The organism is Streptococcus sp. HMSC078H03, from assembly GCF_001808655.1.
Taxonomy (GTDB): Bacteria; Bacillota; Bacilli; order Lactobacillales; family Streptococcaceae; genus Streptococcus; species Streptococcus salivarius_G.
Window position 1 is genome coordinate 49643 of record NZ_KV794107.1, and the last position, 17431, is coordinate 67073.

The following is a 17431-nucleotide window of genomic DNA, read 5'->3' on the forward strand; positions in this document are numbered from 1 at the left end:
TTTAAGTTGAGCTTGCTATTCTATGGTTAAGAAAAAACATACAGGAGTCAGACTATGGTTAAAAAGCGTTTTTTTATAGGCTTTAATGGTATTCTTCTAGCCCTATTTCTAGATATTTGTCTTTTAATTAGCATCCGTACAGTGGATCATCATGGCCATTTTCAATCAGCAACAGATAAATGGGAAACTTTGCTTTATGTTTTAGGAATTTATTTTAGTTTTCTCCTTTTTGAAGTAATTTTTTATCTTATTCTGAAACACCGTAGAAATAAACAAGTTTTGGAACAGGTCTTATAAAGGCCTGTCTTTTTGTGTTCAGTGGTAGTGACATTTATGTCACTATTTTTTTGAAAAGGGAGAACTTATAATGACCTTATACCCAAATCCACTAGGTCTCCAAGACGACTAAATCTTTGTATAGTCCAAGTGGTCATTGCTGTATTTATTTTTGAAAAGAAAGGAGAAATAAGAATGCGAACTAAGGCATATGGTGAAGAGCTCAATGCTGAAATCTTAGAAAGTGTTACAGGGGGTGGTTTTGTATCTAAACCTCAAACCTTACCTGAACGATTGGGTTGGAACAAATGGTGGTTGAAAAGAAGACCTCCTTATGGCGATTAGAAGTTACCATGAGCACCAGATATGGGAAAGAGAAATATGGATAAACAGAAGAATAATCTTATTAGAAGTTTAAGCATTGTTATCGTGATCGTCTGGCTATTTATTGTGATGATAAATGCTACGTTAAGTTTCACCGAAGGCGTTGCCTTTATTGACCATTGTCTCGTCTGGTCAACACTTTCGCTAGCTTTTTCTTTGTTTGCGCTTAGAGTAGCGAGTAAGGATAAGGAGAAATGATTTTCTCTGTTGATTACTATAGTCTTAGGTTGAGTTTATTGCTTAGCCTTTTCTTTTTGTCTTTAATCTTATGGAATGGTGACATTTATGTCACTATTTTTTATTTCGTTAAGCTCTTATAATGAAGTCATAGCTTGGACTTAGTAGCTAAGAGCTGCCGAGAGAGCTAACCTTAGAATTTTATTTAGAAAGGAGCTTTGTAATGTTAGAAGAAAAACAATTATTTACGGTGTTGTCCAATGATGATTTAGAGCAAATCAGTGGTGGTTTCAACCCAGTTAAATATGGTAAGTACGTTATTAACGAATTTGTAAAAGGTTTTCGTCAAGCGTGGTAGGTAGTCGAAGTCAATGAAATAAAGAATAGGAGAGAACATGAAAAATACATTTCAAAAAATTGATATTAAAGATTTAGCAATTGTAGTTGGTGGAAGTATTTACTCATCTGTAGGATATGGAGTCGGAGTAGTTACTCACACGGTTTATGATTTTGGTCGTGGATTTGTAGATGGATTTAGAGGTTAAGGGGAATATATATGGATACAATGGCGATGAATAGATTTGATTCTTTAACCTTTGATAAGCTTTCTGAAATTATCGGGGGAAATGTAGCATATGACATTGGTTATGGAGTTGGACAAGTAAGTTATATTGCAGTTGAGATTTTAAAACTGAGAAAAATAAGATAGCAGGTTATTAAATAACTCCTATTTTCATGAGAGTTAAAAAGAATAAGAGTTATAAGTTTTCATCGTCCAAGTGAACTATTCACTTGGATGTTAAAGATTTATATTAGAAATATATTTAAACAAAGAAAGGTAAATACATGACAGTGCTAGCGGTGAAAGGCTTAACCTATAGTTTTGGAAAGCAAACCGTTTTGGATAATATCTCGTTCACGTTAGAGAAGGGGGATATTGCTGGTTTGATTGGTAATAATGGTGCAGGGAAGACGACCCTGATGAAACTAGTCTCAGGTATCTTGGCAGGACCCAAGGATATTATTGACTTAAAAACAAAAACTGTAGGAGCCCTGATTGAAGCTCCAGCTCTATATCCTAACATGACTGTTGAAGCTAACCTTAAATTCTATTGTAAATTGTACAGTAAAGATTACGCGTTGATTGACCGTTATAAAGACGAGTTGGAGGTGGCAGTCTATCTTAAACGCAAGGCTTCTAAATTGTCTTTGGGAATGAAGCAACGTGTGGGTTTGTTTATCACCTTAATTGCTTCAGATGAACTCATCCTTCTTGATGAGCCTACAAATGGTTTGGATCCTAATGGAATCAACAGTCTCCTCACATTAATTAAAAAGTTAGCTAAAAACCATGGTCTAACCTTTATTATCTCAAGTCATATCCTGTCTAATCTTGAACAGGTTTGTACGAAAAATTATTTGTTGAAGAATCATAAGCTGATTTACTTAGATGACAGTGATAATGTCAAATATAAGATTTATACTGAGGATTTAAGTTTGAAGTCATTAATGACCCTACTCAAATTAAATGGTATACCTTTTGAACGACAAAAGCATGACATCTTAGTCAAAGGGTTGGCAGCTGTTAAGCAGGTTATGGATCGGGAGGGGATTCCTTTTACTTATGAAAAAGAAGGATTAAGTGAGGTGCTATTCAATGAAAAGTAAATTGAGAACGGTATTTTTAAAGCAGGAATGTGTGACAAGGAGTGTTTTTATTTGTCTTGGATTGGTAGCATTGATTGGTGCAATTGTAATCTTATGTGATGGCTATAAGGGAGATTACCTTGGGCCATCAGCGATTATTGCCAGTTATTCCTTTATCGTGGATATCGTCTTTGCTTATCTAGCAGTGTCTAGTCTTGGACGAGAATTTCAGAATCGAACAATTAATATGATTCGGGTGTCTTCCTTATCTGGACGCGAGGTTATTCTTCGAAAACTTTTAAGTTTCCTTGTGTTATCGATAGTTGCTGCTACTATTTTGGTTTTGGAGTTGGCCTTCTACAAGTATTCTGTGCAACATGTAGATTTTCCTTTGTGGGATTATATCAGAGGCATCTATATTGATTTTCTACTCTATGGAGCCTTTATTTATATGATTTCCTCTTTGCTTGTCTTGTTTGTGAAGAATACCTTAACGGCCTTTGTAACGGCTTATTTTGGAGTGACAGGAATGACTTTCTTCACGCTCTATTTGGCTAGTTTAGGGGATACCATGACTAAGCTGATGACTTATGTGCCATTTAGTTTTATGCGAGCAGTCTTTACTAGTGGTCAAGGGTTCTTTAATCTTCGCGAAGCCTTTGTTTTGTTTGTTTGGACTATGATTTTGCTCCTTTTTATGCCAACTATCTACGAAAAGCGAGCCTTTGTATAATGCTAATAAAGTCAGAGTTTCATCTGGCTTTTTCTTTATGACATCAAAAAAACACTCTAAAATGTCAATTTAATCCTTTAAAGTCTGAAAATTTGGTATAATTAACCTAAAATACCAAAGGAGTAATTCATAATGCAACGTAGACTTGAACGATTTGATGCCAAACTTGCCCAATCAGGCCTTGATGCCTTGTTGGTGACAGGACAAAAAAATATCTATTATTTAACAGATTTCTGGGGGACAAATGCGACTGTCTTCATTACTAAGAATCGTCGCCTCTTCTTAACGGATTCACGTTATACCCTCATTGCCAAACAATCTGTGCATGGCTTTGATATTATCGAAAGTAAGGATCCACTTAAGGATATTGTTAAAATTATCGAAGCTGATAAACTTGAAACTATCGGTTTCGATAATCAGGTGTCATTTGCTTACTACCAAGGTCTTCAAGCGATTTTTGAAGGCTACACTTTGTCACCACAAAGCAACTTCATGGAAGAGTTGCGTATGATCAAGGACGAAAAAGAATTGGCAACTATCCGTAAGGCTTGTTCTATCTCAGACCGTGCCTTTACAGATGTGCTTGAGTTCATTAAACCAGGTCAAACAACAGAGCTACAAGTGGCAAACTTCTTAGATTTCCGTATGCGCGAGTACGGAGCTTCAGGGATTTCCTTTGAGTCTATCATTGCTTCAGGTTACCGTTCAGCTATGCCTCACGGGGTTGCTTCAGAAAAGGTTATTCAATCTGGTGAGACCTTGACTATGGACTTTGGATGCTACTACAACCACTACGTTAGCGATATGACTCGTACTATCCATATTGGTGACACTACTGATGAGGAGCGTGAAATTTATGATATCGTTCTACGTTCTAATCAGGCTTTGATTGATGCGGCTAAGGCTGGCATGACACGTCGTGACTATGATAAGGTTGCGCGTGATGTTATTGTCGAAGCGGGGTACGGTGACTACTTTACACATGGTATCGGACACGGTATTGGTCTTGACATTCACGAGATTCCTTACTTTGGTAATTCTGATGAAACCATCGAAGCTGGTATGGTCTTGACGGACGAGCCAGGTGTTTATTTGGCTGATAAATATGGTGTCCGTATCGAAGACGACATCATTATCACAGAAAATGGTTGTGAATTGATTACCCTTGCGCCTAAGGAATTGATTGTTCTCTAAGATTTGGAGGAATACTTTATGCCAAACCGTTTATCTTGGCAAGATTATTTTATGGCTAATGCAGAGCTGATTTCTAAGCGTTCTACTTGTGACCGTGCCTTTGTTGGGGCTGTTTTAGTCAAGGACAAGCGTATTATCGCTACAGGTTATAATGGCGGGGTTTCTGAGACTGATAACTGTAACGAAGTAGGTCACTACATGGAAGATGGTCATTGTATTCGTACGGTACACGCAGAGATGAATGCCCTTATCCAATGTGCCAAAGAGGGGATTTCTACCAAAAATACAGAGATTTATGTGACGCATTTTCCTTGTATCAACTGCACCAAAGCCCTCTTGCAAGCTGGTATCGTAAAGATTACTTACAAGGCCAATTATAGACCGCACCCATTTGCGATTGAGTTGATGGAACAAAAGGGTGTTTCTTATTTGCAACATGATGTTCCAGAGGTTCACTTAGGAATGGATGACTAGTTTGTTCTTTGAAAAAAGCCTGAGGATTGGGCTTGAATCTATAAAACATTTGAGCCATGCTGTCATTTATGGTAGAATAAGCTGATAATAATTTTTTACAAAGAGGTATTTAATAATGATTGAAGCAAGTAAACTCCGTGCGGGTATGACTTTCGTAACTAACGATGGCAAATTGATCAAAGTTCTTGAAGCTAGCCACCACAAACCTGGTAAAGGTAATACAATCATGCGTATGAAATTGCGTGATGTTCGCTCAGGTTCAACTTTTGATACTAGCTACCGTCCAGAAGAAAAATTTGAACAAGCAATCATCGAAACAGTACCAGCACAATACTTGTACCAAATGGATGATACTGCATACTTCATGAACACTGAAACATATGACCAATATGAAATTCCAGTAGCCAACGTTCAAGAAGAATTGAAATTTATCCTTGAAAACTCAGAAGTAAAAATCCAATTCTACGGAACAGAAGTTATCGGTGTGCAAGTACCAACAACTGTTGAATTGACTGTTACTGAAACACAACCATCAATCAAGGGTGCAACAGTTACAGGTTCAGGTAAACCTGCAACACTTGAAACTGGTCTTGTGGTTAACGTTCCAGACTTTATCGAAGCTGGTCAAAAATTGGTTATCAACACAGCTGAAGGTACTTACGTATCACGTGCCTAAGCCCGACTAAGTCTTTCAAACCATTGGTTTGAAGGCTTTATTTTCCAAACTAACGGAAAGGAAACATGCGATGACTACAGAAAATATCGGTGAAATTGTAATTGCCCCTCGCGTGCTCGAAGTGATTACAGGTATCGCTGCAACTAAAGTGGAAGGTGTTTACGCCCTTCAAAATAAAAATGTTACGGATAGTCTCAGCAAAACAAGCTTGGGACGTGGTGTTTACCTCCGAACAGAAGAAGATGGTACTGTAAATGCTGATATCTACGTCTCACTTCAGTATGGGGTTAACGTACCAGCGGTTTCAATTGAAATTCAAAAGGCTGTTAAAGCAGCTGTCTATGATATGGCAGAAGTGGCAATTTCAGAAGTCAATGTTCACGTTGAATCTATTGTTACTGAAAAGTCACAAAAACCAGACTTGGCTGAATTGTTTAACGAGGATTTTTTGAATGACTAATATCTTTAAAGATTCACGTCGTGACCTTCGTGAGCGTGCTTTTCAAACGCTTTTTGCCCTTGAATTTGGTGGAGAAGCTCTGGAACAAGCACTTTTCGCTTACACTTATGACAAGCCAATTGACGAAGAAACTGAAGTTGATGTACCAGCCTTTCTCCTTAGCCTGGTAACAGGTGTCCGTGAAGAGTTGGCCCAACTTGATAGTCAAATTGAAGAAAAGTTGAAAGAGAGTTGGAGCCTCTCACGTTTGATTGTGACAGATCGTACTCTCCTTCGTTTGGGACTTTATGAAATCACGTCATTTGAAGAAACACCAGGACGTGTAGCTATTAACGAAATCATTGAAATCGCTAAAAAATATTCTGATGAAACATCTGCTAAGTTCATTAATGGTGTACTTAGTCAGTTTGTGACAGATGAAGCATAAGCAAAAGAAGTTGAGCCTTGTTTCAACTTCTTTTTTTCTACAAATGTAACAAGAAAAAAGTCGCAAGCGGAGATTTCTTGCGACTTTCATTTATATACTGCTACCAGCAATCAGACTCACTGGAAGTACATAATCACGATTAACTGTTTTGCCTTTAATTTTCTTGAGAAGAATTTCGACACAAAGTTTAGCAATTTCATCCAAAGGTTGTTGGATAGTTGCTAACTCTGGGTAGAAGTGACGGATAAAGGCGGTACCGTCATAACCGATGATTTTTAGGTCATCTGGGATAGAAAGTCCCAATTGTCTAGCTATCTTCATAACCAAGATAGCTGTTAAATCGTCCGAAACAAAGATGCCATCTGGTTTTTCACGAGAGATAATAGATTTGATTTCTAATTCTCGTCGCATGAGAGACAAATCGTTTGGAACAGGACAAATAATACCTTCCTTGTCCAATTCATAATTAAAACCTAGTTGACGAAGTCCTGTTGGAGAATCCGAATTATCATAGCCTGTAATCATGACAATGCGTTGACAGCCAGCCTTGACCATAGCTCTTGCGGCTAACTTGCCACCTTCAAAGTTGTCAGACGAAACAATAGGAATCTTTGGGGCGAGATTACGGTCGAAGGCAACGATGGGAGCTTCAACCTTCTCATAATCCTCAATACCAAGATTGTGACTAGATGAGATGATGCCGTCACATTGGTTGGCGGCGAGCATCTCCAAATAGTCCCTCTCCTTGTTAGGATCATGCTCACTATTACAAATAATGGTTTTATAACCTTGCTTAAAGAGTTCATCCTCAAGACGTTCAATAAGTTCGGCATAAAATACATTGGAAATATTTGGGAAAATCAAGCCAACGAGTTTGGCCGACTTTCCTTGAAGACCTCGAGCTAAATTATTAGGTTTATAGTTGAGTTCTTGCATAGCAGCGTGAACTTTGTCAATGGTCTTCTGTGAGAGGTAGCCCTTTTTGTTTATGACGCGAGAAACTGTGGTTGGGCTCACACCAGCCAGTTCGGCAACGTCAGTAAGCTTTGCGACCATAAATCACCTTAGTATTTCAAGTCGAAGTAGTGTCCAGAAACGTTTCCTGACGTTACTTTGATACCAGTTTGTTCTGCACTTGGGAAAACACGACTAGTGAAGACTTTCTCACCTTTGTTGAAGTAAATTTCAACGATTGAGTTATCTACAAAGATGTTTGCTGTTGCAGCTTGACCGGCATCAAGTGTACATTCACGACTTGTTCCAAAGTCAGTAGCATATTGTTCACCAGCTTTAGAACGGTCAAGGATAACTTTTCCGTTTTCAGTATCAACTGTAAGTGACAAGCCATTTCCTTCTTGGTCTGCGAAGAGGACAAGTTCTGTTTGAGTGTTAGCTTCAAAGTTAAGTTCAAGCTCGTAAGTGTTAGTTGTTGCCGTTTTTTCAGAGAAATCTTCTTGGCTAGCACGTAAGCTTGTAATGGCTTCGACTGGATATTGGTAGAGTTTGCCATCTTTAATAGACAATTCTTTAACCAAGCTCATAGCCCCTTGGTAGTCGTATTTGTCAGTTGGATAGTCCACATCTGGAAGACCGATCCAGCTGACAATAAGGGCACGACCATCTGGAGTATTAAAGCCTTGAGTTGCATATGCTTCAAATCCGTAGTCCAAGTTGATAATTGGTGTGCCATCAACGAGGGCAGGTTTTTCTGTGTCGAAATCTTGGAAAATCTTATAAGTGTTAGGGTAGATGTTACCGTAGTCAAGTTCAGCTTTATCGAGACCTTGTGGGCTATAAAGAAGAACAGGTTTGTCATCTACAAAGACAAGGTTAGGACACTCAATCATGTACTCTGACCCAGTGCCACCAAAGTCAAGATTACCAACCTCAACCCAGTTTTCGACATCATTGTCTACTGCCTTGTAAAGTTTGATATAACCTTGTTTATCGTGGTTTTGAGCACCTACGATAGCGTAGAATTGTCCCTTGTAATCGAAGATTTGAGGGTCACGGAAGTGCCCAGTAGCGTCAGCAGGTTGTTTGATAAGAACCTTGTCGAATTTTTCGATTTTGCCGTCTTTATCCATCCAAGCGCCGATTTGACGTGGGTCACGAACCCAGTTTTCATCACGAACGTTCCCAGTATAGAAGATAAAGAGTTTATCACCGATTTGATAAGCAGAACCTGAGTAGGCACCGTGGCTATCATTTTCATGGTCTGGCAAGAGTTTGACACCAGTTTCTGTAAAGTGAACCAAATCTTCAGTTTCAGTATGCACCCATTGTTTCAAACCATGAGCAGCTCCAAATGGCCAACTTTGGTAGAAAAGTTGGAACTTACCATTAAAGTAAGAAAAACCGTTTGGATCATTAAGAAGCCCTGTTTCTGGTTCGATATGGTAACTTGCACGCCAAGGTGATTTAGCGACATTTTCTCTAATCTTTGTTTTTTCTTCGTCTGTCCAATCTGCGTATGGACGGTAACGAACTTCTGTTGGTAGATTCATATTTAGTAATCTCCTAATCTATTTGTTAATAATATAGTAAACGTTTTACCTAGAAAAATCAACGATTTATCATAAAAAAACAAAAAATTATGCTAAACGGTTGACATATGACAGAAAGATGCTAAAATAGTTACCGTAAAGAAAAGCTAAACGCTTTCATACCAAATTTTATTAAGGAGAATTTTGCAAATGGATAACAAACAAATTGCAAAAGAAGTCATCGATGCCCTCGGTGGACGTGAAAACGTCAACAGTGTTGCTCACTGTGCGACTCGTCTACGTGTGATGGTTAAAGATGAAAACAAAATCAATAAAGAAAAGGCTGAGAACATTGAAAAAGTTCAAGGTGCTTTCTTCAACTCAGGTCAATACCAAATGATTTTTGGTACAGGTACTGTTAACAAGATTTACGACGAAGTCGTTGCTCAAGGTCTTCCAACAGCATCTAAAGACGAACAAAAAGCAGAAGCTGCTAAACAAGGGAACTGGTTCCAACGTGCTATCCGTTCATTCGGTGACGTTTTCGTTCCATTGCTTCCAGCTATCGTAGCGACTGGTCTTTTCATGGGTATCCGTGGAGCAATCAATAACGATACAGTTCTTAGTTTGTTCGGTACAACATCTGAAGCTTTCAAAGCAACAAACTTTTATACATATACTGTTGTATTGACAGATACAGCCTTTGCTTTCTTCCCAGCCTTGATTTGTTGGTCAGCCTTTAACGTATTTGGTGGTTCACCACTTCTTGGTTTGGTTCTTGGTTTGATGATGGTTAACGCAGCACTTCCAAATGCTTGGGATGTAGCCAGTCAAGCAACAAAATATGCCGTTGACCCATCAAAAGATATTTTGGGTAAAATTGCCAACATGGATGTGTTGGGTAGCTTGAAATTTACAGGTGCTGTAGAAGCAACTAAAACCCATCCAATTTACTTCTTTGGATTTATCCCAGTAGTTGGTTACCAAAACTCAGTCCTTCCAGCCTTCTTCGTAGGTTTGATTGGTGCTAAATTTGAAAAATGGGTTCGTAAATGGGTTCCAGACGTTCTTGACCTTCTCTTGCGTCCACTTATCGTCTTCGCTGTAATGTCAGCTTTGGCACTCTTTGTCATCGGACCTGTCTTCCACGCTGTTGAAAGCTACGTTCTTGCTGGTACAGAGTGGGTCCTTAACTTGCCATTTGGTCTTGCTGGTCTTGTTCTCGGTGGTGTTCACCAAGTTATCGTCGTTACAGGGGTTCACCACGTCTTTAACTTGCTTGAAGCTAACCTTATTGCAAATACTGGTAAAGACCCACTTAACGCAATTATCACAGCTGCTATGACTGCACAAGCTGGTGCGACACTTGCAGTTGGTTTGAAAACTAAAGATGCTAAATTGAAAGCACTTGCTTTCCCTGCAACTCTTTCAGCAGTACTTGGTATCACTGAACCAGCTATCTTCGGGGTTAACCTTCGTTTCGGTAAACCATTTATCATGGGTCTTATCGCCGGTGCTGCTGGTGGTTGGTTGGCATCAATCCTTAACCTTGCTGGTACAGGATTTGGTGTAACAATCGTTCCTGGTACTCTTCTATACCTTAACGGTCAAGTACTTAAGTATGTGATTATGGTACTTGTAACACTTGCTCTTGGTTTTGCTCTTACTTGGATCTTCGGTTACAAAGAGGAAGAAGTTGAAGCTCTTGAAGAAGTTGTAGCTGAAGATATCGCTTCAGCAGGTTCAGCTCCAGTTGAATTGCAAGCTGAAACAATCGCTGCACCACTTAAAGGTGAAGTTGTAGCTTTGGAAAATGTTAATGACCCAGTCTTCTCATCAGGAGCTATGGGTAAAGGTGCCGCTATCAAACCTTCAGGTAACCAAGTAGTCGCACCATTTGATGGTGAAGTGCAAATCGCCTTCCCAACAGGTCACGCTTACGGTCTTAAATCTGATAAAGGTGCTGAAGTGCTTATCCACATCGGTATCGACACTGTCTCACTTGACGGTAAAGGATTTGATGCTAAAGTTCAAGCAAATCAACGTATTAAAAAAGGTGATGTCTTGGCTACCTTCGATAGCTCAGTAATCACTGAAGCAGGTCTTGACGATACAACTATGGTTATCGTTACAAACACTGCAGACTTCGAAGATGTTTCATCAGTAGCGACTGGTTCAGTTGCTGAAGGTGCAGACTTCATCGCAGTTAAATAATAAGCTAGAAAAGTCGAAGCCAATTCGGCTTTTTTAGTTAAATAGCTCATAAAGAAAAGTATGAAGCAGAGTAGTCTGTGCCTCCTTAAACAAGGTCTCATTTAGATTGTCTTTTGCCTAGCTTTTCTTTATAATAGTATAAATAGTTATTATTGATCATAAAAGGAGATAGCTTTACCTATGGCTAAACTATACGGAAGCTTGGAAGCTGGTGGTACAAAATTTGTTTGTGCTGTCGGTGATGAGAAATTCCAAGTCGTTGAAAAAACTCAATTCCCAACAACTACACCTTATGAAACAATTGATCGTACGATTGAATTTTTCAAACGTTATGAAGACCAATTGGCTGGAATCGCTATTGGTTCATTCGGTCCAATTGATGTTGATCCAAACTCTGAAACATATGGTTTTGTGACTTCAACACCAAAACCACATTGGTCAAATGTCGACCTTCTTGGTTTGATTGCTAAAGAGTTTAATGTTCCTTTCTACTTTACGACTGATGTTAACTCATCTGCTTATGGTGAGACACTTGTTCGTAAAGGTGTTAAGAGCCTTGTTTACTACACTATCGGAACAGGTATCGGAGCTGGAGCTATTCAAAATGGTGAATTCATTGGTGGTATGGGTCATACTGAAGCTGGTCACGTATATGTACCTCTTCACCCAAATGATGTTTCCAATGAATTTAACGGAACTTGTCCATTCCACCGTGGCTGTTTGGAAGGTTTGGCTGCTGGACCATCGCTCGAAGCTCGTACAGGTATTCGTGGTGAATTGATTGATCAGCATTCTGAAGTTTGGGATGTTCAAGCTTACTACATTGCTCAAGCGGCTGTCCAGGCAACTGTGCTCTACCGTCCAGAAGTTATCGTCTTTGGGGGTGGTGTTATGGGACAAGAACACATGCTTCGTCGTGTTCGTGAAAAATTCACAGCTCTTTTGAATGGTTACCTTCCAGTACCAGATGTAAATGAATATATTGTGACACCTGCTGTTTCAGGTAATGGTTCTGCGACGCTTGGTAACTTCGCACTTGCTAAGGACGTAGCCGACAAGCATGCAAACAAATAAACAAAATATGTAAAATCGCTTTAAGAGATAATCTTAAGGCGTTTTGCTCTATACAGGAGGAAGTAATGGAACCTTTATTTTTAGATTCACCAATGCATGAGAAAATCTGGGGAGGTAATCGCCTCAAGACAGAGTTTGGTTACGATATTCCCAGTGAACATACTGGTGAATACTGGGCAATTTCTGCCCATCCTAATGGTGTATCCTATGTCAAAAATGGAAAATATGCTGGTTTCCACCTGGCAGAGCTTTACAAGGATAAACCAGAACTTTTTGGGAACCCCAAGACTAGTGTTTTTCCTTTGTTGACCAAGATTTTGGATGCTAATGACTGGCTCTCAGTGCAGGTACACCCTGATGATGCCTATGGGCTAGAGCACGAAGGTGAGTTAGGAAAGACAGAATGTTGGTATATTATTGATGCTGAAGAGGGTGCAGAAATTATTTATGGTCACAAGGCTAAGACAAAGGAAGAGCTGGCATCCTTGATTGAGGCAGGTGATTGGGATGGACTTTTGTTGAAAACTTCTGTTAAGAAAGGTGACTTTTTCTTTGTACCAAGTGGCACCATGCATGCTATTGGCCCAGGTATCCTTATCTTAGAGACTCAACAATCTAGTGATACTACTTACCGTGTTTATGATTTTGATCGTAGGGATGATCAAGGCAATAAACGTGAACTTCATATTCAACAGTCTCTTGATGTCTTGAATCTAGGGAATCCAGAAAATAGCGTCCCAGCAACTGTTAAGACCTTGCAATTAGAGTCGACTTGTTTGACATCAAACTCCTTTTTCACTGTGTATAAATGGAAACTCAGTGGCTTGGTTGACTTCAAGCAATCAGCTCCCTATTTGCTTTGTTCAGTACTTTCTGGCAATGGGACCATGACTATCGATTCACGCATTTATTGTCTAAAAAAAGGCGATCACTTCATTCTTCCAAATGATGTGACAGATTGGGAAATTGATGGACAATTGGAGATGATTGTCAGTCACCCTAACGAGGCTTAAGTATGAGTAATGAAAAAGTTTTAGCGGCCCTATTTGAGCGTATTGAAATCAACAAATCCTATTATTTTGAGGGAGCTTATTATCGTCTGAAAGACTATGGAGACCACATTTATGGCTTACAGCGGGCAATTCCTGGTATGTGTGGTGAAAAAACAGCTTCCCCTAGCATCAAATTTTACTGGAAAAATGGTGTCTTGGACTATCAATTCTACGTTGATTTTGAAGCTAGTCCTATGATAATGAAGGCCTATAGCAGCACCGACCATGCTTTCTTCGAGCAGGCTTTTGAAAATCTCTTGCATGATTTTGAGGATATCCTAGAGAGCCAAGAAAACTCTGAGAAGTAGGTATAAAGTATTATTGTCGATATTTTCAGTGAATCTAATAAAAAAGTTTTACTTTATTTGCGAATCCATTGTGAAAGCCCTTAAACTAGGGCTTTTTTCTTTGTCAATCCTTGAGTGATTTCTTGTTTAAAGGGGGCTTTTGTGGTAAAATATGGAGATAAAGACTGTCGAAAGGAAAAAAGATGGCAAATTTATTACGCAAAATCATTGAAAATGATAAAGGCGAAATTAAGAAACTAGAAAAAACTGCCAAGAAAGTCGAGAGCTATGCTGATGCAATGGCAGCTCTTTCAGATGAAGAACTTCAGGCAAAAACAGAAGAATTTAAAAAACGATATCAAAACGGAGAAAGTCTAGACCAACTCTTGCCAGAGGCATTTGCAGTTGTTCGTGAAGGGGCAAAACGTGTTCTTGGACTTTTCCCATATCGTGTGCAAATCATGGGTGGTATTGTTCTTCACCATGGTGACGTCCCAGAGATGCGTACAGGGGAAGGGAAAACCCTGACTGCGACAATGCCTGTTTACCTAAATGCTATTTCAGGTGAAGGTGTGCACGTTATCACCGTTAACGAATACCTTTCAGAGCGTGATGCAACTGAAATGGGTGAGCTTTATAGTTGGCTTGGTTTGTCAGTAGGGATTAACCTTTCAGCCAAATCACCAGCTGAAAAACGTGAAGCTTATAACTGTGACATCACTTACTCAACCAACTCAGAGGTAGGTTTCGACTATCTTCGTGATAACATGGTTGTTCGTAAGGAAAACATGGTACAACGTCCATTGAACTATGCCTTGGTCGATGAGGTTGACTCAGTTCTTATCGACGAAGCTCGTACACCATTGATTGTATCAGGTCCTGTAAGTTCAGAAACTAATCAGTTATATCATCGTGCGGATGCCTTTGTTAAGACCTTGACAGAGGATGATTATGCCATTGATATTCCAACGAAAACGATTGGTTTGAATGACTCAGGTATTGACAAGGCTGAAGAATTCTTCAACTTGGACAACTTATACGATATTGACAATGTTGCCTTGACTCACTATATTGACAACGCCCTTCGTGCCAACTACATCATGTTGCATGATATTGACTATGTGGTCAGTCCTGAGCAAGAAATTCTTATCGTTGACCAATTTACAGGTCGTACCATGGAAGGACGTCGTTTCTCAGATGGGCTCCACCAAGCCATTGAGGCAAAAGAAGGTGTGCCAGTTCAAGAAGAAACGAAGACATCTGCCTCAATCACTTACCAAAATATGTTCCGTATGTACAAGAAATTGTCAGGGATGACTGGTACTGGTAAAACTGAGGAAGATGAATTCCGTGAAATTTACAACATGCGAATCATTCCGATTCCAACTAACCGTCCAATTCAACGTATTGACCACGATGACCTTCTTTACCCTACCTTGGATGCTAAATTCCGCGCTGTGGTACAAGATGTTAAACGTCGTTATGAAAAGGGACAGCCAGTCCTTGTTGGTACGGTTGCCGTTGAAACATCTGACTTGATTTCTAAGATGTTGGTTGAAGCAGGTATTCCTCATGAAGTGCTTAATGCCAAGAACCACGAAAAAGAAGCGCATATTATCATGAATGCGGGTCAACGTGGTGCCGTTACGATTGCGACCAACATGGCCGGTCGTGGTACCGACATCAAACTTGGTGAAGGTGTTCTTGACCTTGGTGGACTCTGTGTCATTGGTACAGAGCGTCACGAAAGCCGTCGTATCGATAACCAGTTGCGTGGTCGTGCGGGACGTCAAGGGGACCCAGGGGAATCTCAATTCTACCTTTCACTTGAAGACGAATTGATGCGTCGTTTCGGTTCTGATCGTATCAAACAAGTCTTGGAACGTTTGAATGCTGATGATGAAGATATTGTTATCAAATCACGTATGTTGACACGCCAAGTGGAAGCGGCTCAAAAACGTGTCGAAGGAAATAACTACGATACTCGTAAACAAGTTCTTCAGTACGATGACGTTATGCGTGAACAACGTGAAATCATCTACGCTGAGCGTTATGATGTTATCACAGCGGAACGTGACCTTGAACCTGAGATTAAGGCCATGATTAAGCGTACGATTAACCGTACGGTAGATGGTCACAGCCGCAATGATCAAGAGGAAGCTCTTAAAGGTATCTTGAACTTTGCTCGTCAGGCCTTGGTTCCTGAGAATGCCATCTCACTTGAAGATTTACGAGAAGTGGGAGAGGTAACGAAACGTAGTGTTAATTATGACGCTATTAAAGTTTACTTGAATGAGTTAGCAGATGATGTTTATGATCGTCAAATCAAGAAATTGCGTTCAGAGGAAGCTATCCGTGAATTCCAAAAAGTCTTGATTTTGATGGTTGTTGATAACAAGTGGACGGACCATATCGATGCCCTTGATCAATTACGTAATGCCGTTGGTTTGCGTGGTTATGCCCAAAACAATCCAATTGTTGAGTATCAATCTGAAGGGTTCAAGATGTTCCAAGATATGATTGGGGCAATTGAATATGATGTGACACGTACAATGATGAAAGCACAAATTCATGAACAATCTCGTGAAAATGTGAATGAACGTGTTTCAACAACAGCAACAGGCAATATCCAGGCTCACCAAGCAGATGCTAATGGTCAAGAAATTGACTTTAGTAAGGTTGGTCGTAATGACTTCTGTCCATGTGGCTCTGGTAAGAAATTTAAAAATTGTCACGGTCGTAAACAATTTTAGGAAAAAAGAAATAGGTAATTATTATGGTTTTTAAAGCAGTAAGTGAAAAAATTGATTTTGATGCAGTTAAAGAATCAACTACATTGACAGGTGAAGCCCTTGCCAAGAAACAAGCTCGTGATAAAGAGCTTGAAGCAATCATCAAGGGTGAAGATGACCGTACGCTTTTGGTTATTGGTCCATGTTCATCTGACAATGAGGATGCAGTTCTTGATTATGCTCACCGTCTGGCTAAACTTCAAGAAGAAGTTAAAGATAAAGTCTTTATGGTTATGCGTGTTTATACAGCTAAACCTCGTACAAATGGTGATGGTTATAAAGGACTTGTCCACCAACCTGATGCTGAAGGTAAACCAAACCTAATCAATGGTATCAAGGCTGTTCGTAATCTTCACTACCGTGTTATCACTGAAACTGGTATCACAACTGCTGATGAAATGCTTTACCCAGAAAACCTTCCTTTGGTAGATGACCTTGTGTCATATATTGCCATCGGTGCACGTTCTGTAGAAGACCAACAACACCGTTTTGTTGCATCAGGTATTGATGTTCCAACTGGTATGAAGAACCCAACATCAGGGAATCTTAACGTTATGTTTAATGGTATCTACGCTGCACAAAACAAACAAAACTTCCTCTTTAACGGTGAAGAAGTTGAAACTTCAGGTAACCCATTGGCACACGTTATTCTTCGTGGTTCAACGAATGAATATGGTAAAAACGTGCCTAACTTCTACTATGATGATGTTCTTGAAACAATCGAACACTATGAACAAATGGGCCTTGAAAATCCATTCATCGTTATTGATACAAACCATGATAACTCAGGTAAACGTTACTTGGAACAAATCCGTATCGTTCGTCAAACCTTGATTAACCGTGACTGGAATGAAAAAATCAACAAAGTTGCACGTGGTTTCATGATTGAATCTTACCTTGAAGATGGCCGCCAAGATGCGCCAGATGTCTATGGTAAATCAATCACTGACCCATGTCTTGGTTGGGATAAGACAGAAGAATTGATTCGTGAAATCCACGATACTTTGTCAAAATAATAAGGTAACAGAAACCATATATGGGGAGTGAACCGTTTGGATGACCAAGCGGTTCGCTCTCT

Annotated in this window: 20 protein-coding genes; 18 read left to right on the forward strand and 2 right to left on the reverse strand. The window is 39.6% G+C overall.

Features of this window, described 5'->3' with window-relative positions; translation table 11 throughout:
• The first annotated feature begins 54 nt into the window (after nucleotides 1–54).
• From HMPREF2607_RS05440 to nusB, 12 genes are all read left to right on the forward strand, one after another.
• Nucleotides 55–297, forward strand: coding sequence for a DUF3923 family protein (locus tag HMPREF2607_RS05440; RefSeq protein WP_037602605.1), 243 nt, complete (start codon nucleotides 55–57; stop codon nucleotides 295–297).
• Nucleotides 298–471: 174 nt separating this feature from the next.
• Entirely contained in the window at nucleotides 472–621 is a 150-nt protein-coding gene (locus tag HMPREF2607_RS10510) for a hypothetical protein (RefSeq protein WP_175057795.1), read from the forward strand.
• 439 nt (nucleotides 622–1060) lie between these two features.
• The gene (locus HMPREF2607_RS05450) at nucleotides 1061–1195 is read left to right on the forward strand and encodes a bacteriocin (protein ID WP_037599086.1); all 135 of its coding nucleotides are present in this window, start codon (nucleotides 1061–1063) and stop codon (nucleotides 1193–1195) included.
• A 37-nt stretch (nucleotides 1196–1232) separates the two neighbouring features.
• Nucleotides 1233–1382, forward strand: a complete 150-nt coding sequence (locus HMPREF2607_RS10515; protein WP_021152571.1) for a hypothetical protein — start codon at nucleotides 1233–1235, stop codon at nucleotides 1380–1382.
• An 11-nt stretch (nucleotides 1383–1393) separates the two neighbouring features.
• Nucleotides 1394–1546, forward strand: a complete 153-nt coding sequence (locus HMPREF2607_RS10520) for a hypothetical protein (RefSeq protein WP_186821387.1) — start codon at nucleotides 1394–1396, stop codon at nucleotides 1544–1546.
• Nucleotides 1547–1683: 137 nt separating this feature from the next.
• Entirely contained in the window at nucleotides 1684–2505 is an 822-nt protein-coding gene (locus tag HMPREF2607_RS10525; protein ID WP_070476251.1) for an ABC transporter ATP-binding protein, read from the forward strand.
• Complete coding sequence (locus tag HMPREF2607_RS05460) at nucleotides 2495–3217, forward strand: hypothetical protein (RefSeq protein WP_230318862.1); 723 nt, start codon at nucleotides 2495–2497, stop codon at nucleotides 3215–3217. The genes HMPREF2607_RS10525 and HMPREF2607_RS05460 overlap by 11 nt, the downstream gene beginning before the upstream one ends.
• 132 nt (nucleotides 3218–3349) lie before the next feature.
• Complete coding sequence (locus HMPREF2607_RS05465) at nucleotides 3350–4411, forward strand: M24 family metallopeptidase (RefSeq protein ID WP_070476253.1); 1062 nt, start codon at nucleotides 3350–3352, stop codon at nucleotides 4409–4411.
• A gap of 18 nt (nucleotides 4412–4429) precedes the next feature.
• Nucleotides 4430–4885 carry a deoxycytidylate deaminase gene (locus HMPREF2607_RS05470; protein ID WP_002884736.1) on the forward strand — a complete coding sequence of 152 codons (456 nt, stop codon included), beginning with the start codon at nucleotides 4430–4432 and terminating at the stop codon, nucleotides 4883–4885.
• A gap of 115 nt (nucleotides 4886–5000) precedes the next feature.
• Nucleotides 5001–5561 carry an elongation factor P gene (gene efp / locus HMPREF2607_RS05475; RefSeq protein WP_002884532.1) on the forward strand — a complete coding sequence of 187 codons (561 nt, stop codon included), beginning with the start codon at nucleotides 5001–5003 and terminating at the stop codon, nucleotides 5559–5561.
• A gap of 70 nt (nucleotides 5562–5631) precedes the next feature.
• Nucleotides 5632–6021, forward strand: a complete 390-nt coding sequence (locus HMPREF2607_RS05480; RefSeq protein ID WP_002884704.1) for an Asp23/Gls24 family envelope stress response protein — start codon at nucleotides 5632–5634, stop codon at nucleotides 6019–6021.
• Nucleotides 6014–6448 (forward strand): transcription antitermination factor NusB, encoded by a 435-nt coding sequence (gene nusB / locus HMPREF2607_RS05485; protein ID WP_048674951.1) that lies wholly within the window; start codon nucleotides 6014–6016, stop codon nucleotides 6446–6448. Before HMPREF2607_RS05480 ends, nusB begins: the two co-directional genes overlap by 8 nt.
• A 90-nt stretch (nucleotides 6449–6538) precedes the next feature.
• On the opposite strand, the gene HMPREF2607_RS05490 is transcribed toward nusB, so the two are convergent.
• Both HMPREF2607_RS05490 and HMPREF2607_RS05495 read right to left on the reverse strand, forming a co-directional pair.
• Nucleotides 6539–7504 carry a LacI family DNA-binding transcriptional regulator gene (locus HMPREF2607_RS05490; protein WP_048674949.1) on the reverse strand — a complete coding sequence of 322 codons (966 nt, stop codon included), beginning with the start codon at nucleotides 7502–7504 and terminating at the stop codon, nucleotides 6539–6541.
• Between the two features lie 8 nt (nucleotides 7505–7512).
• Nucleotides 7513–8955 carry a sucrose-6-phosphate hydrolase gene (locus HMPREF2607_RS05495; protein ID WP_048674946.1) on the reverse strand — a complete coding sequence of 481 codons (1443 nt, stop codon included), beginning with the start codon at nucleotides 8953–8955 and terminating at the stop codon, nucleotides 7513–7515.
• A 189-nt stretch (nucleotides 8956–9144) separates the two neighbouring features.
• Between HMPREF2607_RS05495 and HMPREF2607_RS05500 the strand changes: the two genes are divergently transcribed.
• The 6 genes from HMPREF2607_RS05500 to HMPREF2607_RS05525 all read left to right on the forward strand — a co-directional run bounded on the left by HMPREF2607_RS05500 (nucleotide 9145) and on the right by HMPREF2607_RS05525 (nucleotide 17369).
• Nucleotides 9145–11148, forward strand: coding sequence for a PTS sucrose transporter subunit IIABC (locus HMPREF2607_RS05500; RefSeq protein ID WP_070476255.1), 2004 nt, complete (start codon nucleotides 9145–9147; stop codon nucleotides 11146–11148).
• 180 nt (nucleotides 11149–11328) lie between these two features.
• Entirely contained in the window at nucleotides 11329–12222 is an 894-nt protein-coding gene (gene scrK / locus HMPREF2607_RS05505) for a fructokinase ScrK (protein WP_002884717.1), read from the forward strand.
• Nucleotides 12223–12287: 65 nt separating this feature from the next.
• Nucleotides 12288–13235: a mannose-6-phosphate isomerase, class I gene (gene manA / locus HMPREF2607_RS05510; protein ID WP_070476257.1), complete on the forward strand. Its 948-nt coding sequence runs from the start codon at nucleotides 12288–12290 to the stop codon at nucleotides 13233–13235.
• A gap of 2 nt (nucleotides 13236–13237) precedes the next feature.
• Complete coding sequence (locus HMPREF2607_RS05515) at nucleotides 13238–13582, forward strand: hypothetical protein (RefSeq protein WP_014632612.1); 345 nt, start codon at nucleotides 13238–13240, stop codon at nucleotides 13580–13582.
• Between the two features lie 182 nt (nucleotides 13583–13764).
• On the forward strand, nucleotides 13765–16314 hold the full coding sequence (gene secA / locus HMPREF2607_RS05520; protein WP_070476259.1) for a preprotein translocase subunit SecA: 2550 nt from the start codon (nucleotides 13765–13767) through the stop codon (nucleotides 16312–16314).
• A gap of 23 nt (nucleotides 16315–16337) precedes the next feature.
• Nucleotides 16338–17369, forward strand: coding sequence for a 3-deoxy-7-phosphoheptulonate synthase (locus HMPREF2607_RS05525; protein WP_014632614.1), 1032 nt, complete (start codon nucleotides 16338–16340; stop codon nucleotides 17367–17369).
• The last annotated feature ends 62 nt before the right edge of the window (nucleotides 17370–17431 follow it).

Bases quoted from the DNA above. Each gene is read 5' to 3' on its own strand.
- HMPREF2607_RS05440 (WP_037602605.1), top strand. From the start codon at position 55: ATGGTTAAAAAGCGTTTTTTTATAGGCTTTAATGGTATTCTTCTAGCC.
- HMPREF2607_RS10510 (WP_175057795.1), top strand. From the start codon at position 472: ATGCGAACTAAGGCATATGGTGAAGAGCTCAATGCTGAAATCTTAGAA.
- HMPREF2607_RS05450 (WP_037599086.1), top strand. From the start codon at position 1,061: ATGTTAGAAGAAAAACAATTATTTACGGTGTTGTCCAATGATGATTTA.
- HMPREF2607_RS10515 (WP_021152571.1), top strand. From the start codon at position 1,233: ATGAAAAATACATTTCAAAAAATTGATATTAAAGATTTAGCAATTGTA.
- HMPREF2607_RS10520 (WP_186821387.1), top strand. From the start codon at position 1,394: ATGGATACAATGGCGATGAATAGATTTGATTCTTTAACCTTTGATAAG.
- HMPREF2607_RS10525 (WP_070476251.1), top strand. From the start codon at position 1,684: ATGACAGTGCTAGCGGTGAAAGGCTTAACCTATAGTTTTGGAAAGCAA.
- HMPREF2607_RS05460 (WP_230318862.1), top strand. From the start codon at position 2,495: ATGAAAAGTAAATTGAGAACGGTATTTTTAAAGCAGGAATGTGTGACA.
- HMPREF2607_RS05465 (WP_070476253.1), top strand. From the start codon at position 3,350: ATGCAACGTAGACTTGAACGATTTGATGCCAAACTTGCCCAATCAGGC.
- HMPREF2607_RS05470 (WP_002884736.1), top strand. From the start codon at position 4,430: ATGCCAAACCGTTTATCTTGGCAAGATTATTTTATGGCTAATGCAGAG.
- efp (WP_002884532.1), top strand. From the start codon at position 5,001: ATGATTGAAGCAAGTAAACTCCGTGCGGGTATGACTTTCGTAACTAAC.
- HMPREF2607_RS05480 (WP_002884704.1), top strand. From the start codon at position 5,632: ATGACTACAGAAAATATCGGTGAAATTGTAATTGCCCCTCGCGTGCTC.
- nusB (WP_048674951.1), top strand. From the start codon at position 6,014: ATGACTAATATCTTTAAAGATTCACGTCGTGACCTTCGTGAGCGTGCT.
- HMPREF2607_RS05490 (WP_048674949.1), bottom strand. From the start codon at position 7,504: ATGGTCGCAAAGCTTACTGACGTTGCCGAACTGGCTGGTGTGAGCCCA.
- HMPREF2607_RS05495 (WP_048674946.1), bottom strand. From the start codon at position 8,955: ATGAATCTACCAACAGAAGTTCGTTACCGTCCATACGCAGATTGGACA.
- HMPREF2607_RS05500 (WP_070476255.1), top strand. From the start codon at position 9,145: ATGGATAACAAACAAATTGCAAAAGAAGTCATCGATGCCCTCGGTGGA.
- scrK (WP_002884717.1), top strand. From the start codon at position 11,329: ATGGCTAAACTATACGGAAGCTTGGAAGCTGGTGGTACAAAATTTGTT.
- manA (WP_070476257.1), top strand. From the start codon at position 12,288: ATGGAACCTTTATTTTTAGATTCACCAATGCATGAGAAAATCTGGGGA.
- HMPREF2607_RS05515 (WP_014632612.1), top strand. From the start codon at position 13,238: ATGAGTAATGAAAAAGTTTTAGCGGCCCTATTTGAGCGTATTGAAATC.
- secA (WP_070476259.1), top strand. From the start codon at position 13,765: ATGGCAAATTTATTACGCAAAATCATTGAAAATGATAAAGGCGAAATT.
- HMPREF2607_RS05525 (WP_014632614.1), top strand. From the start codon at position 16,338: ATGGTTTTTAAAGCAGTAAGTGAAAAAATTGATTTTGATGCAGTTAAA.